Consider the following 13,923-nt stretch of genomic DNA (forward strand, 5'->3'; position numbering starts at 1 on the left):
GAGGAAGCGTGGAGAGGGGAAGCGTGCAGGATCTGCCCAAGTCGGCGACGGAGCCCGATGGCTCGGTGGTCGTGCGCGTGCTCAGTTACAACATCCGCTCCATGCGCGACGATGTCACGGCCCTCGCCCGGGTGATCCGGGCCTGCCGGCCCGACGTCGTCTGCGTTCAGGAGGCACCGCGGTTCTTCCGCTGGCGCAAAGCCGCCGCCCGCCTCGCCCGGACCTCCGGACTCGTGTACGTCTCGGGCGGCGCCACCGCCTCCGGCCCCATGATCCTCTCTTCGCTCCGTGCCCATGTGGAGCGCACCGAGGACGTCCTGCTGCCCCGCACCCCCGGCCTGCACCAGCGCGGTTTCGCGACCGCCGTGCTGCGGTTCGGCCGGGCCCGGTTGGGCGTGCTCAGCTGTCACCTGAGCGTCAAGGACCAGGAGCGCTACGAGCAGGGCCGACTACTCCTGGACCGGCTGTCCGCCCTGGACGTGCCGTACGCCGTCGCCGGGGGCGACTTCAACGACCGGCCCGACGGCCGTACTTTCGGCCTGCTCGCGGGTGCCCTGCAGGATGGCTGGGCGACGAAGCCGTGGGGGCGGGAGCACACCACCCGGCTGGGCGATCCGCTGCAGCGGATCGACGCGGTCTTCGCGACGGAGGGTGTGGAGGTGCTGGGGTGCGGGGTCCCGATGGGGCTCCCCGGTGTCGCGGAACGAGACCTCCGGGCAGCCACGGATCACCTGCCCGTGCTGGCCGCTCTACGGGTGCCCGCCGCGTAGTGGTCCCCGCCTGCCAGGGACCTGGGCTCAGCTGCCGAGTCCGCGCACGCGGAATTGCATGACGTGGTACGGCCACCCCCTCTCGGTATTCCACTGGCTCACAGACAGGTGCAGGTCGTCCAGCGTTGAGCCCGGGATGATGTAGCCGCCGTACAGCTGGGCGACGTGTGAGTCGTCCTCACGGCCCCAGTCGCCACCCCAGATCAAGGTTTCACGGCGGCCGGAGGGCAGCTTTGCGGGAGTGTCCATGATGATGCCGTCGATGCGGTAGTCACCGGCGTTGAACCAGGTAAGGATCCACTTGCCGTCGAGTGCTCGCAGACACAGCTCCCCGAACTTCCCTGCCAGGATCGGGGTGGGCGGGTTTCCCCACGCCCAAGCGCCATCGAGCTTTCCCCAGGGTTCATAGGCGTTGAGATCGGTGATCCGGCCGCTGGGTACCCGATGCAGGATGAGCGGCTTGTCGCGCTGGAAACCCGTGGAGCAGACGTACACGTATCCGTCGTCGCCGAGGCCCCAGGTGATCAGTTGAAACAGCCCGCCGTGCAGGTCGGAGGGAAATCTGGCCCCGGTGTGGGTCCAGGTCGCGCCTGAGTCGTCCGAGCTCCAGATCTCGGTCCGTACAACGTTGCCCAGACCCTTGTTCACCATGACATGCAGATAGACCGTGTCGCCGACGGTGATCACATCCGAGGGCAGGGCGGTGGAGAAGTCCGAACTGTCGTGCTCGTACGCCCACAACTGCTGTGCCTGCTCGCCGCCCACGGCGCCGGTCCATCTCACCCGGTTGCTGAGCAGACGCGCCCTCCCGTACAGGGCGACCGGCGAGCGCCACCAGCCGCCGCCCACCCTCGCCTCACAGAACGTGTCCCCGAACACGAAGAGCAGCCGGCCGTCGGGCGTACGGACGGGGATGCCGAGGTCGGCTGCCTCCATACCGAAACGGGTGGTGATGTCGGGGCCGGTGAGATCGGCGACCTTGATCACCCGCAAGGCGCGGGTGCCGGGCCGTGCCCTACCGGTCGCGGCCTCCGCCCTAGGTGCCGAATTCACACCCGCAGCACCCGGGAACACGGCTCCGAGCGCAGCATGGAGAAACGACTTGCGGCTGACTCTCGTGGGCGAGGGGAGCCCCGGCCCTCCGGGGGACGCAATGGTTCGCATGATCACTCTCCGCCGGGAGACACGGGATGGGCTGGGGCCCGTGAATTCACCGACACGCGCCCGCCGTTGCTCTGAGCCCAGGTTCTCAGCCGGTCAGCGGTTGAGGCCCGTGACTCGCGCATCGGGCCCCGGGGAGGTGATCCATCTACCGGTCAGTCCTACTTCCCGGCCGTGCCGGGATTCCCGCTGATGGACTCCTGATAGATGTCCGCGTGGGTGCGCGAGTTCTTGATCAGGTCGTCGCAGAAGGCAGCTACGTCATTTCCGATGAGTTCCAGGACTCCCTTGCGGGCCGCGACGCCTCCCTCGAAGAATTCGACAATCCCTGAGAGCAGGGGCCCGTCGGTCAAGTCGGTCGGCCCGACCTTGAAGAAGTACTTCTGCATCTCCTTGTAGACGATCTGGTAATCCGGTGGGAGCGCCTTGACTCGCGCCATGTGCGCTCGCCACTGCTTCTTGCCCTCGATGATGTCCTGGATACTCACGTCAGCCTCCCAGCCGGCCCAATTTCCTTGCGACGTTCCGGTTCAACTGCTCGCGCCATCGGTCGCGATAGCTCCGAGCTCCTTCTCCGCCGGCCAGCGCCGCGCAGAAGCCCTGGATGTCGTCGCCCAGCACCTCGTTGATGCTCTGCCCGTCCGCCGCCGTTTCTTCGAGCAGCCCCAGCGCGCCGTCGAGGATCGGCATCAGATTGCGGCCCGTGAAGCCCGAGTAGGGCGAGAGGTGAAGCTTGATCTGCTCCCACGCCGCCCGGTAGTCGTCCGGCAGTGCCTCGGCCCGGGCTTCGAACGCCTTCCATTCCCTGGTGAGGTCGCTGCCGGTGATGGTCTCCCAGAAATTCATCTCCCGCCTTCCTTGAGCTTGTCGATTCGTGATGAGAGGTACTCCCATTTCGCCCAGAACCTCCTGAGTTCCTCGCCCCCCGCGTCGTTGAGCGCATAGAACTTGCGCGGCGGGCCCACCCCGGACGGTCGCTTCGTCACCTCGACGAGCCCGTTCTTCTCCAGTCGCAGCAGGATGGTGTAGACCGTCCCCTCAATGACGTCGGCGAAGCCGAGTTCATTGAGCCGACGCGTGATGGCGTACCCGTAGGTCTCCTCGCTGCCGATGATTTCAAGCACGCAGCCCTCAAGCGTGCCCTTCAACATCTCCGTCAGGTCGTCCATCCCGGGTCCCCATCTTCTCCCCTCGGTACTGCGTAGTACCGAGTACCACTATACGGTACCACCGAGTAGCCCGGTAGGCGCCGATCGCAGGGCAGGGCCATGGAAGGGGTGCCTGGGATACACCGAGGCGTCCAGGGTTCGGATCGCGTCGGGGTGCGGTGCGATCAAGCCAGATTCCGCCTGGTTGAGAGTGGCGCGATCACCTGGAGGGGGTGATTCCTGTTGGGTCTTTCGCCAGAGGCCGTCCGCCGCCCTGTGTCTCGCCGGGGCAGCGGACGGCTGTCACCGAGAGAGGAATGACCACCCCCGATGAACCTCATCCGTACCGTCTCGCGAACCGCGACTGCTGCCGCCCTCGCCGCCGCCCTCAGCGCGGCCTCCGTCCACGGAGCCGCCGCTGAGCCCCTGACCGACAGGACGAGCAAGGCCAACCGCCTCAACCATTCTGCGGATGACGGAGGTTGGAGCGGTGACGGCCTGTCGCTGAAGCCTGCCGACAATGCCGCGGTCGACGCCTTCTACGACCGGGCGACGGAGGCTGAGCGGACCATCAGCCCCCAGGTACGGGTGGCCGCCCGGGCCAGTGGCGCCGAAGTCATCGGCTTCGACTACCGCCTCAAGTCACCCGACTCGCTGAAGCGCAAGGTCGCCACCTCCCTCAAGGAGCACCCGGGCCAGGAGGTCAACGAAGCGCTGGCCGAGATCAAGGACTCGGTGCGCTACACCCTCCAGTGGCCGGACGGGCGCTACGCCCAGGGTGTCACCGTCGCCTCGGAAGTCCTGTCCGCCTGGGGCAATGAAAGCATCAAGTGGTCCAACACCTGGGCCCGTAGCAAGGGCTACAAGGCCATCAACTCCGGGTGGCTGGCGCCCAGTTCGCAGCACGTCTTCGAGGTCCAGTTCCACACGCCCGCCAGCAAGAACGCCCAGGAGGTGACCCACAAGCTCTATGAGGAGCAGCGCCTGCCCACCACATCTCCGGAACGTGCCCGCGAACTCCAGGCACAGCAGGACGCGATTTTCGCCGCCGTCCCCATGCCCCCGGGCGCCGACCGCCTGACCGCACCGGCACCCGCGCCCGTGCCCGTCGGCTGACGGGGGCTCCGTCTTCGCGCGGCCGCAATCCCCCGCCTCGTCGGCCAGTCGGCCTGACTGAATCCACGGGGCAGTCGTGGGATCCGGGCTGCAACAGCAGGGCGCTGGAGGAGGTGAGTTCGGCAAGCCACCACTGCTGAGGGGCCTGGCCATGGCGGGCCTGAACAGCACTTTCGTCAGGCGGCTTGCCAGAACCATCCCTCCCATCAACTGGCAGTTCGCCACCGGGAGATGAGCGACAGAGCCCGCCTGTTATGGTGCGCCGATGTCATCGATCAAGAAGTTCCAAGTCACCTTCGACTGCGCTGACCCTGAGCGCGTCGCTCGTTTCTGGTGCGAGGTGTTGGGATACGTCGTACCTTCGCCCCCGGAGGGGTTCGCCACGTGGGACGACTTCAATCGCTCGCTGCCGCCTGAGGATCAGGGTTCATGGTTCGTCTGCATGGATCCCTCGGGTGTGGGTCCGCGTATGTACTTCCAGCGGGTTCCCGAAGGGAAGGTTGTCAAGAACCGGGTGCATCTTGACGTGCGGGTCGGCACCGGGCTCGTGGGCGAAGAGCGCCTGGCCACGCTTGAGGCCGAATGCGCACGGCTGGTCGCGCTCGGCGCCGTACGCGTGCGATTGCTGTCCGCCGATGAGGACAACGAGTCGTGCATCGTGATGCAGGACATCGAGGGCAACGAGTTCTGCCTCGACTGAGCATCGCCGAGACGGCAAGGCGGCAACCGCCTCCCTTGGGCTTCCCGCGACGGTGGGCCGTAGGAGGCGGAGGCCGCCCAGGCTGCTCCACCCGGGCAGAGTTCATTTTTGGGGACGGGTCATCTCCATCGGTGTGAGCTGTTCGATGTCGTAGCGTCGGCGCAGTTCGGCGATGGCTTCCTGGTCGACGTTCGGGCCGCAGTTGAGGATGGCGAAGAGTTCTTCGAAGTAGTACTCGTGGTCGGGTGGGGGCGACGCCTGGAAGAACATCCGGGCAGGTTTGTCCGACAGGTTGGCGAACGCGTGCGGGCAGCCTCGCGGCACGACGATCACCGTCCCGGCGGTGGCTCGGACGCACCGTCTACCTGTCGGGGACTCCCACTCCCGCCAGTTGCGGCGGGTGCGAACAAGTGGTTCGAAGGCGAGGACGTCGAGCTCGCCTTCGAGGACGTAGAAGAGCTCTTCGCTGCGGGTGTGCAGGTGGGCGCCCACATCGAACCCCGGAGGGACGACGACCTCGAAGCTGGAGGCTGCTTGTGAGTGCTCACCCGTGGCTTTGAACGTCACCTGTTGTGCCGGGGTGACCAGGGTGCGGCCCTCCCCCGGAGCCATGACCAGGCCGTCAGGAACCATGGGCAGCGTCATCGCGTGGAGCCTTTCGCAAGAGCAGGCAGGCCGGGTGGTCGGCTCACCAGGTCACCTGCAGATCGACCGGCCCGCGGATCAGGACATTGGTCTGCCAGCGCACCTGCCCCGGCGGAAGTGCCAGCCGTAGGTCCGGGAGCCGGTTGATCAGGGTGGACAGCAGGACTTCCGATTCCATGCGGGCCAGCAGCGGGCCCACGCAGAAGTGCGGGCCGTGTCCGAATGCCAGATGCGGCGGCCCCTGACGCTCGACGTCGATCCGTTCGGGGTCTGGGTAGACCAGCTCGTCCCAGTTGGCGGCTACGTACGAGACGTAGACGAACTCGCCGTCACGGATCAGCACACCGCCCACTTCGACGTCCTGGGTGGCGATCCGCGGCTGCCCGACGCCGTGCTTGTGCGGGATCCAGCGCAACAGCTCGTCCACGGCCTGGGGCACCAGCCCGGGCTCGGACCGCAGCCGGTCCATCAGCCCGTCCTGGGTGAGCAGGGCGTACACCATGTTCGAGGTGTTGTTGCAGACGGCGTGCCAGCCGTTGAGCTCCATGAGCGTCGTGAGAGCGAGAAGCTCCTCCTCGTCGATGCGGCCGTCGTCCACGGCGGCCACCATCACACTCATCAGGTCGTCCTGAGGTGCGGCGCGGCGCTGTGCGGCCAGTTCACGGAAGTAGGCACCGGCGGCGCCCCTCACCCGCAGGGCCCTCTCCGCGGCTGCCTCGTCGGACGCCCTGGTCAGAAGGGTCTGCGCCCAGTCCCGGATCCGAGGCCGGTCGGCGGGTGGCACACCGATCAGCTCGCTGACCACGTCCAGGGGGAACGGCGAGGTGATGTGCCGGACGATGTCGGCGGGCGGCCCGGCGGCCACCAGCCGGTCCACCCTCGTGTCGAGAAGCTCCTGGGCTCGGGGCCGCAGCCGGTCCATGGCGCGCTGGGTGAACGCCGGGGCGACCACCGCGCGCACCCGTGCGTGGCCGGGCGGGTCCACGAAGCTGAGTGCCCGGTCCATCGGGATGAAATGCCTGGTCATCTTCGGGATGGGGCGGCCCGTGATATCCCGGCTGAACCGCGGGTCGGAGGTGACGAACCTGACGTCTTCGTACCGGGTCACCAGCCAGCAGTCGCCCTCCCCGTGCGGCAGCCGGATCCGGGAGACCGGGGTGTCCCTCAGCGACTCTCTGAGGAACGGATCGAAGTCCAGTGTCGGCAGGTCTTCCACCGTCCACACACGCACAGGACACCGGTCTGGTCCAGCTTCGGTCGACGTCATCGGCCACCACCCCGTCCGGGAACAGTTCTCTTCCCATAGACAGGTCCCCTGCCAGATGTGTACGCAGCCGACCAGGGCGGGAAAGTCACCCTTCCGAGCCAATGGGCTGACGCGCCGACGCGCTCCCGTCGAGGCTTCGCCTCATCCAGTCGTCAGCGCTTGACCGCGACGTAGTAGACGTTGATCGGGTCGCCCTCGATGGACTTGACGTCGACGTTCCCGAAACCCGCCTCTTCGAGCATGCGCAGGGCCGTTTCGCGGCCCCATACCGTGCCCAGCCCGGCTCCCCCGGTGCTGAGGGAGGTCGTCATGCAGTAGAACACGGAGAAACCGTAGAGCGCGGGCCCGAAGGGATGGCCGATGTTCTCCTCCAGCCTGCTGGAAGCGGCGATGTCGCCCATGAGGAACGTGCCATCGTCACGCAAGGCTCGGGCGATCGCCCCGAGCGTCTCGGCCGGCCGCGCGAGGTCGTGGACCACGTCGAAGGCGGTGACCAGGTCGTACTCGCCGCCGATCGTCGTCGAATCGGCAACGGTGTACCGGACGTTGTGCAGCCCGGCACGGGCCGCCGCGGCCCGTCCGGCCTCGATCCCGGCCTCCGACTGGTCCAGACCGTGGAAGCGGCTGGCGGGGAAGGCCTTCGCGAGGACGAGGGGCGCATGGCCCTGTCCGGTGCCCACGTCGAGGACGTCCATGCCCTCGCCGAGGCGCTCGGCCAGCCCGGGAACCAGCGGCACGATCGTGTCCACCAGCGCCAGGTCGTAGATCCGGGCGGTCTCCTCGGCCTGCAGCGCCTGGAACCGCGGATAGGCCGAGTACGGCACACCTCCGCCGTTGCGGAAGCAGCGCACGACCTGCTGCTCGACCTCACCCATGAGCCCGAGGTAGGGCGTCATGCCTGCCATGTTGTCCGGGCCCGCCGCCGTGGTCAGCGACGCCGCGTGCTCCGGGGGCAGGAAGTAGGTCTCCCCCTCCGGTTCGTACGTGACGAATCCACCGACCACCATGCCGCCCAGCCACTCTCGTACATACCGTTCGTCGAGGCCCGCCGCTTTGGCGATCTCGGCGCTGGACGACGGCGGGAGGCCGGCCATGGTGTCGAACAGCCCGCACTGATGGCCGACGCTGGTGAGCAGCCCCAGCACCGACTTGTTGAGCACATCAACCACTTCAGCGGCGAACGCCTCCTGCTTGGCGGGATCCAGTGGCGTCTGCTGCGCTTGGGGAACCGACATGATCCCTCCTTCGCAAGGGGTCGCGACGGGGCACAGATCCAGAGGTGCACCAATTACCAGGCTATGCCCGAATGGGAGTCCTGTTTTCTACGGACCAGTACCGCGATCTCCCCGCGTCGACCCGGTTGCAGTGGACAGGCCCGGGGCCGCACCGGAGTGAACCGCCATGCCCCGGGCCGGACTTCGAGACGGCGCTCGGTAACGGGACAGCCACGGGACGCCACCCATAACGAGATCCCCGCATTCCGGACAGGCGGCTCCACACGCCCAGCATTGATAACGACTTCATAACTGGGCTAGCCCAATAGTGGCGCCCTGTTCCCATCCTGTTCAGGGAAGTGGCCGCCGAGAGCCACCTGAAGGCGTCAAGGTCTTGGCGAACAGAGGGCAATGAGTACGGGGCGGCCGTGCGGGTCTCCCCAAGTGCCGTGCCCACGGCCGACGTTCGGGCTGTGCGGCCGGTGCGCCATGCGGCAGGTCTGCCCTCACTCGCCTCCGCACCTGCGCGTTCACCTTCACCCGACCACAGGACGACCCGACCACAGGGAGCCCCACGTGTCTGCCAGACCGGAAAGCAACGCATCGGAGAGCAACGCACCCGAAAGCACCGCCCCGGAAAGCAACGGCTTCAGCCGCCGCAAGTTCCTCGGTGCCGCGGCCGGCGCCACCGCGGCCGCGACGCTCCTGCCCGCCTCGCTGCGCTCGGCGGTCGCGGTGGCGGCATCCGGCACCTCACTCGCCGACGTCAAGCACATCGTGATCCTCAGTCAGGAGAACCGGGGGTTCGACCACTACTTCGGTGCCTATCGCGGTGTGCGCGGGTTCAACGACCGCAACGCCATCAAGGTCAACGGCAAGTCCGTGTTCACCCAAGGGGCGGCGAACACCCAGCCGTTCCGCATGAACTGGACGTCGACTTCCCCCTTCTGTGTCGCGGCCGGAAGCCAGGACTGGACGTCGGACCACAAGTGGTGGAACTCCGGCAAGTGCGACCAGTGGCTGCTGTCGGAAAGCGGCGTCAAGATGGGCTACCTGGGCCGCCACGAACTTTCCTTCTACTGGGAGCTCGCCGACGCCTTCACCATCTGCGACAACTACCACAAGTCGTCGTTCACGCAGACGAACCCGAACCGGCTGTACATGTTCACCGGTACCAACGGCATTTCGCTGCCCGGCCAGCCGGTCGCGAGCGACAACTCGTACAACGCGGGCAACCGCACCCTGACCTGGAAGACCACGCCCGAGCGCCTCTCGGAGGCCGGTATCAGCTGGAAGTTCTACCAGCAGGGCCCGCTCGGCGGCGACGGCGGCAACTTCGACGACAACCCGCTGGTCTGGTTCAAGCAGTACCAGGACCCCGCGAGCGACCTCTACAAGCGCGGGATGCAGACCGTCTCCGACATTCCGGCGGCGCTGCGGGCCGACGTGGTGGCGGGCACCCTGCCGCAGGTCTCCTGGATCGTGGCCGACTACGCCGAATCGGAGCACCCGGAGGCCAAGCCGCCGGCCGGCGAGGCATTCACCTCGAAGATCATCGATGCGCTGTACGCGCCCTTCGACGGCTCCCCGCACGGCGTCTGGGAAGACACCATCTTCATCATCACCTACGACGAGGCAGGCGGCTTCTACGACCACGTGCCGCCGCCCGTGCCCCCGTCGCCCGCCAGCGGGAGCGGCAGCAAGAGCAACGTGGGCGTCGACGCCAATGGTGTGGTGACCGGGGAGATCTACCAGAACGTGCCGACCGGACCCGGCTGGCGCGTGCCGATGATCGCGGTCTCGCCCTGGAGCACCGGCGGCTTCGTCTGCTCCCAGACGTTCGACCACACCTCGCTCCTCCGATTCCTGGAGACCTGGTCGGCGGCGGTCGGAAAACCCTTCACCGAGACCAACATCAGCGCCTGGCGCCGTGCCGTGTGCGGCGACTTGACGTCGGTGTTCAACTTCTCCTCCCCCGGCGGCTGGCCGGCCGTGATGCCCGACCCCAGCCCGCTGGGCGGAGCGATCAACGCCGCCTGCTACACCGTCGGCGTCCCGTCGAACCCGGTGGCCGCCACGCAGGAAGCCGGCACCAAGCCCGCCCGTCCCCTGCCCTGGCAGCCCAATGTGGTCGGCCGCACGAGCGGCTCCGAGGGCCGTTTCTACCTCGACATGACCAACGCGGGAAGCGCCGCGGTCACCTTCACCGTGCTGCCCAACGCCATCCGGACCGACGGCCCCTGGCACTACACCGTGGGCGCACACACCACCACGACACCGCTTTCCGACTACTTCAGCAAGGACGACCAGTTCGACGTCTCGCTGTACGGGCCGAACGGCTTCCACCGCCGGTTCGCCGGCAAGATATCGGCCCCGCTGGTCGAGATCGCCTCCAGCTACGCCGCGGACGCCTCGCACCTCACCCTCACATTCACCAACCTGCGCTCCTCGGCCGTCACCGTGACCGTCACCGACGGCGCGTACGTCACCGGCGGCCCCTGGACGGTCGTCGTCCCCGCGTCCGGCACCGCGCAGGCCGACTACCCAACTGACCACGGCTGGTACGACCTGACGGTCACCACCTCCTCGGACTCCGCCTTCGCCCGCCGCCTGGCCGGCCACATCGAGAACGGCCTGCCGAGCATCACCGACCCGCTCCGGGGCGCCCTCGCGCCGATTTCCCGCGCGGGCTGGACCGTCAAGTACGCCGACAGCGAGGAGAAGTCCGGCGAGAACGGCGCGGCCGTCAACGTCCTCGACGGCGCGATCGGCACCATCTGGCACACCCAGTGGTCCACCGCCAACCCCGCACCGCCACACGAGATCCAGCTCGACATGAAGCAGACGTACCCCTGCGCCGGCCTCCAGTACGTTCCCCGCCAGGACGGCAGCGAGAACGGCACCATCGCCGCGTACGAGATCTACATCAGTGCCGACGGCACCAATTGGGGCGCCCCCGTCGCGAGCGGCACCTGGGCCGCCGACACCACCCCGAAGCAGGTCGCCTTCGTCGGCGCCGTCAGCGGCCGCTACATACGCCTGAGGGCGCTGTCGGAGATCAACGGCAACCCCTGGACCTCCGCCGCCGAGATCAACGTCCTCACCCGCCAGTAGAACCCCGCCGGCACAGCTCCGCGCGGCCCACCGCCGTAAACTGCGGTGGGCTGCTAGGGAGGTGGTTCCGCACACATGAGGAGGGCACCATGGAGCCGATCACTGTACGGATCTCCGTCCGCGGATATGAGACCGATGCGCAGGGTCATCTGAACCAGAGCGTGTACCTCCAGTACGCGGAACACGCCCGCTGGTCCGCGCTGGAGCACGGCGGGATCCGGCAGAGCGCCCTGCTGGACAAGGGGGTCGGGCCGGTCACCATGGAGACCACCATCCGCTACCGGCGGGAGCTGCGCGCGGGCGACGAGGTGGACGTGAGCTGCGTGTTCGTATGGGGCGAGGGAAAGTCGTTCCGGATCGAGCAGACCATCCGGCGGGCCGACGACGGAACGGTGGCCGCCGAGATCAGCGCCGTCTGCGGCGTCCTCGGCCTCGCCGAGCGCAAGCTGGTCGCCGACCCGCGCGCCGTCTTCCGCGCCCTGGCCTCGGACGAGACGGTCTTCGGCCTCTAGCCTGCAGTCCCTCAGCACTCGTGCCGGCGGGCGCGGTTCAGTGGTCAACACCCGGTCGGTGCCGGGACTCATGGGCGGCGGACGTGCCGCCGCTCGCGTGTCGGAGGAGTGTGAGGGCCTCCGCGGAAGGGGAGCCGGCGGGAGTGGTGCACACGATGAGCGCCTGGTCCGGTGAACGGGCGATCGACAGCGTCTGCTGGGTCACCGTCACCGTGCCGACCACGGGATGGCGCAGCTCGTAGGACGCGGCATCGCACGGCACGACCCCGTGGGCCCGCCACAGAGCGACGAACTCCGGGCTTTTCATGGTGAGTTCGCCGATCAGTTCCGCCAGCAGTGCGTCCTCCGGGTGTCTGCCGACGGCGATGCGCAGGTTGCCGACCACCGCGCGCCTTGCGCTTCCAGTCCGCGTACAGCTCCTGGCAGTGCGGGTCCAGGAACAGCATCCGGCTCATGTTCGGCCGTCGCGCCGGGTCGTCGGGGCCGTGGAAGTCCAGGTGGCCGGCCAGAAGGGCGTGCCCGAGGGTGTTCCAGGCCAGTACGTCCGTGCGGCGGCCGAGGACCAGGGCGGGGGCACCGTCGACGGCGCGGAGGAGATCGCGTGTGTCATCGGCGAGCTTTTCGGGGCGCGGGCGGCGCGGCCGGGGCGCGTGGCGGGCGGCGTCGGCCAGCCGGTCGAGGTGCGCGCGCTCGTGGCCGTCGAGCAGGAGAGCACGGGCGATCGCGTCGAGTACCTCGGCCGAGGCTCCGCGGGACAGGCCCTGTTCCAGTCGTGCGTAGTACGAGACGCTGACACCCGCCAGCTGGGCCAGTTCCTCGCGCCGGAGCCCGGCCACCCGTCTGCGGGGCCCGAGGTCGCGCAGGCCGACGTCCTCGGGCCGCAGTTGTGAACGTCGGGTCTGGAGGAAGGCGCCGAGCGGGCCGGGTCCGTTCATCACCCCAGTATTCGGTGCGCGGCCCACACTCAGCCACACCCTGTGCGAGGTAGGACAACCGGGGAGTGGTCCGTTCCCGTCCGCGTGTCCAGGCTGGCTCCCATCGGGCCACGTGCCCCTGACCCGAGGACGGACCACATGGATCAGAATCCCGAGCAGATCACCCTGGGCGACGTCACCGTTACCCGTATCAAGGAGTTCTACGGCTCGGTCGCGATGACCCCGAGCCAGTTCTTCCCGGACAGCCCGGACGGTGTCTGGGAGGAGCACCGTGACTGGCTGGCGCCCGACTTCTGGAACCCGGAGACGGACGAGTGCCATTCGGCGATCCAGTCATGGCTGCTGCACAGTGAGGGGCGCACCGTCCTCCTCGACACCGGCGTGGGCAACCACAAGGACCGGCCCTGCGCACCGGTGTGGAGCCGCCTGGACACGGACTACCTCGACAACCTCGCCGCCGCCGGGGTGCGGCCCGAGGATGTGGACATCGTGGTCAACACCCACCTGCACATCGATCACGTCGGCTGGAACACCCGCCTCGACGGCCGCACTTGGGTGCCGACCTTCCCGAACGCCACGTATGTGATGCCCCGGCGGGACTTCGAGTTCTGGGACCCGGCCAACGAGAACAAGAGCGTGCTCGGCCGCGGGAATCAGAACGTCTTCGAGGACAGCGTCCTGCCGGTCGACCGCGCGGGGCTGACGCACCTGTGGGACGGGACGTACCGGATCGACAAGAACCTGCGGCTGGATCCCGCGCCTGGGCACACCCCCGGCTCGTCCGTGCTCACCCTGGAATCCGGCGGCGATCGGGCCCTGTTCGTCGGGGACCTGGTGCACAATGCGCTGCAGATCGCGGAGCCGGAGACCAGCTCCTGCTTCTGCGAGGACCCGGTGGAGTCCCGCGCCACCCGGCACAGGCTGCTCGGCCGCGCCGCCGAGGACAACGCGCTCGTTTTCCCGGCGCATTTCGGCGGCCGGGGCGCTGCGGAGGTCGTTCGCACTCGACCTCAACACCGGCACGGCCAGGGACCCGCTGGCCGGGCTCAGCCCGTTCAGCCTGGTCCTGCCGGTCCAGCCCGCCGAGGGCCCGGCCGGCGACGTCGACCTTCTCATCGGCACCAACACCGAGGAGGGACACCTCTACCTCGTACCGCGGGGTGTCCTGGAGTCCACCATGCAAGCCGACGTGCACACCTTCGCCACCCGAGTACATGCCGACCCCGATACCGCCCTTGCCGCGCACCGCGGGACACGGCCGGACCACACGCCGGGCGAGCTGCGCTCGGCCCTGCTCGGACACACCCTGTTCGAGGCCGGTACGAAGCACATGGCGCAGGC

At 68.1% G+C, this 13,923-nt stretch carries 12 protein-coding genes and 2 pseudogenes; 6 read left to right on the forward strand and 8 right to left on the reverse strand.

Features of this window, described 5'->3' with window-relative positions:
- The first annotated feature begins 23 nt into the window (after positions 1–23).
- Positions 24–770 carry an endonuclease/exonuclease/phosphatase family protein gene (locus ACSHXC_RS00975; protein WP_438289670.1) on the forward strand — a complete coding sequence of 249 codons (747 nt, stop codon included), beginning with the start codon at positions 24–26 and terminating at the stop codon, positions 768–770.
- Positions 771–797: 27 nt separating this feature from the next.
- Here ACSHXC_RS00975 and ACSHXC_RS00980 read toward each other — a convergent pair whose 3' ends face one another.
- From ACSHXC_RS00980 to ACSHXC_RS00995, 4 genes are all read right to left on the reverse strand, one after another.
- Positions 798–1,823: a DUF4185 domain-containing protein gene (locus tag ACSHXC_RS00980; protein ID WP_438289671.1), complete on the reverse strand. Its 1,026-nt coding sequence runs from the start codon at positions 1,821–1,823 to the stop codon at positions 798–800.
- A 269-nt stretch (positions 1,824–2,092) separates the two neighbouring features.
- Positions 2,093–2,419 carry a DUF1048 domain-containing protein gene (locus ACSHXC_RS00985; RefSeq protein ID WP_438289672.1) on the reverse strand — a complete coding sequence of 109 codons (327 nt, stop codon included), beginning with the start codon at positions 2,417–2,419 and terminating at the stop codon, positions 2,093–2,095.
- Between the two features lies 1 nt (position 2,420).
- Positions 2,421–2,777, reverse strand: a complete 357-nt coding sequence (locus ACSHXC_RS00990; RefSeq protein ID WP_438289673.1) for a DUF1048 domain-containing protein — start codon at positions 2,775–2,777, stop codon at positions 2,421–2,423.
- A complete protein-coding gene (locus ACSHXC_RS00995) occupies positions 2,774–3,100 on the reverse strand; it encodes a PadR family transcriptional regulator (RefSeq protein ID WP_438289674.1) in 327 nt (108 codons plus the stop codon). The genes ACSHXC_RS00990 and ACSHXC_RS00995 overlap by 4 nt, the downstream gene beginning before the upstream one ends.
- Positions 3,101–3,409: 309 nt before the next feature.
- Between ACSHXC_RS00995 and ACSHXC_RS01000 the strand changes: the two genes are divergently transcribed.
- Both ACSHXC_RS01000 and ACSHXC_RS01005 read left to right on the forward strand, forming a co-directional pair.
- Positions 3,410–4,195, forward strand: coding sequence for an ATP nucleotide 3'-pyrophosphokinase (locus ACSHXC_RS01000; protein WP_438289675.1), 786 nt, complete (start codon positions 3,410–3,412; stop codon positions 4,193–4,195).
- 265 nt (positions 4,196–4,460) lie between these two features.
- Positions 4,461–4,895 carry a VOC family protein gene (locus ACSHXC_RS01005; RefSeq protein ID WP_438289676.1) on the forward strand — a complete coding sequence of 145 codons (435 nt, stop codon included), beginning with the start codon at positions 4,461–4,463 and terminating at the stop codon, positions 4,893–4,895.
- A gap of 102 nt (positions 4,896–4,997) precedes the next feature.
- Here the strand turns inward: ACSHXC_RS01005 and ACSHXC_RS01010 are convergent, their stop codons facing one another.
- The 3 genes from ACSHXC_RS01010 to ACSHXC_RS01020 form a co-directional block, all read right to left on the reverse strand.
- Positions 4,998–5,540: a cupin domain-containing protein gene (locus ACSHXC_RS01010; RefSeq protein ID WP_438289677.1), complete on the reverse strand. Its 543-nt coding sequence runs from the start codon at positions 5,538–5,540 to the stop codon at positions 4,998–5,000.
- A 43-nt stretch (positions 5,541–5,583) separates the two neighbouring features.
- A complete protein-coding gene (locus ACSHXC_RS01015) occupies positions 5,584–6,765 on the reverse strand; it encodes a cytochrome P450 (RefSeq protein ID WP_438289678.1) in 1,182 nt (393 codons plus the stop codon).
- Positions 6,766–6,959: 194 nt separating this feature from the next.
- Positions 6,960–8,042, reverse strand: a complete 1,083-nt coding sequence (locus ACSHXC_RS01020) for a class I SAM-dependent methyltransferase (RefSeq protein WP_438289679.1) — start codon at positions 8,040–8,042, stop codon at positions 6,960–6,962.
- A 555-nt stretch (positions 8,043–8,597) separates the two neighbouring features.
- Between ACSHXC_RS01020 and ACSHXC_RS01025 the strand changes: the two genes are divergently transcribed.
- Together ACSHXC_RS01025 and ACSHXC_RS01030 are read left to right on the forward strand one after the other, a co-directional pair.
- On the forward strand, positions 8,598–11,135 hold the full coding sequence (locus ACSHXC_RS01025; RefSeq protein ID WP_438289680.1) for a phosphocholine-specific phospholipase C: 2,538 nt from the start codon (positions 8,598–8,600) through the stop codon (positions 11,133–11,135).
- Between the two features lie 89 nt (positions 11,136–11,224).
- Complete coding sequence (locus tag ACSHXC_RS01030) at positions 11,225–11,647, forward strand: acyl-CoA thioesterase (RefSeq protein ID WP_438289681.1); 423 nt, start codon at positions 11,225–11,227, stop codon at positions 11,645–11,647.
- A 37-nt stretch (positions 11,648–11,684) separates the two neighbouring features.
- On the opposite strand, the pseudogene ACSHXC_RS01035 reads toward ACSHXC_RS01030, so the two are convergent.
- Positions 11,685–12,582 (reverse strand): annotated as a pseudogene (locus ACSHXC_RS01035) (helix-turn-helix domain-containing protein).
- Between the two features lie 138 nt (positions 12,583–12,720).
- Between ACSHXC_RS01035 and ACSHXC_RS01040 the strand changes: the two are divergent.
- Positions 12,721–13,584: pseudogene (locus tag ACSHXC_RS01040) on the forward strand (MBL fold metallo-hydrolase); the annotation flags it as partial.
- Positions 13,585–13,923 lie beyond the last annotated feature (339 nt).

Source organism: Streptomyces sp. HUAS TT7 (assembly GCF_051550175.1).
Lineage (GTDB): Bacteria > Actinomycetota > Actinomycetes > Streptomycetales > Streptomycetaceae > Streptomyces.

What these genes read in the sequence shown, in the direction of transcription:
- ACSHXC_RS00990 (WP_438289673.1), bottom strand. Translation starts at nt 2,777, where the DNA reads ATGAATTTCTGGGAGACCATCACCGGCAGCGACCTCACCAGGGAATGG.
- ACSHXC_RS00995 (WP_438289674.1), bottom strand. Translation starts at nt 3,100, where the DNA reads ATGGACGACCTGACGGAGATGTTGAAGGGCACGCTTGAGGGCTGCGTG.
- ACSHXC_RS01000 (WP_438289675.1), top strand. Translation starts at nt 3,410, where the DNA reads ATGAACCTCATCCGTACCGTCTCGCGAACCGCGACTGCTGCCGCCCTC.
- ACSHXC_RS01005 (WP_438289676.1), top strand. Translation starts at nt 4,461, where the DNA reads ATGTCATCGATCAAGAAGTTCCAAGTCACCTTCGACTGCGCTGACCCT.
- ACSHXC_RS01010 (WP_438289677.1), bottom strand. Translation starts at nt 5,540, where the DNA reads ATGACGCTGCCCATGGTTCCTGACGGCCTGGTCATGGCTCCGGGGGAG.
- ACSHXC_RS01020 (WP_438289679.1), bottom strand. Translation starts at nt 8,042, where the DNA reads ATGTCGGTTCCCCAAGCGCAGCAGACGCCACTGGATCCCGCCAAGCAG.
- ACSHXC_RS01030 (WP_438289681.1), top strand. Translation starts at nt 11,225, where the DNA reads ATGGAGCCGATCACTGTACGGATCTCCGTCCGCGGATATGAGACCGAT.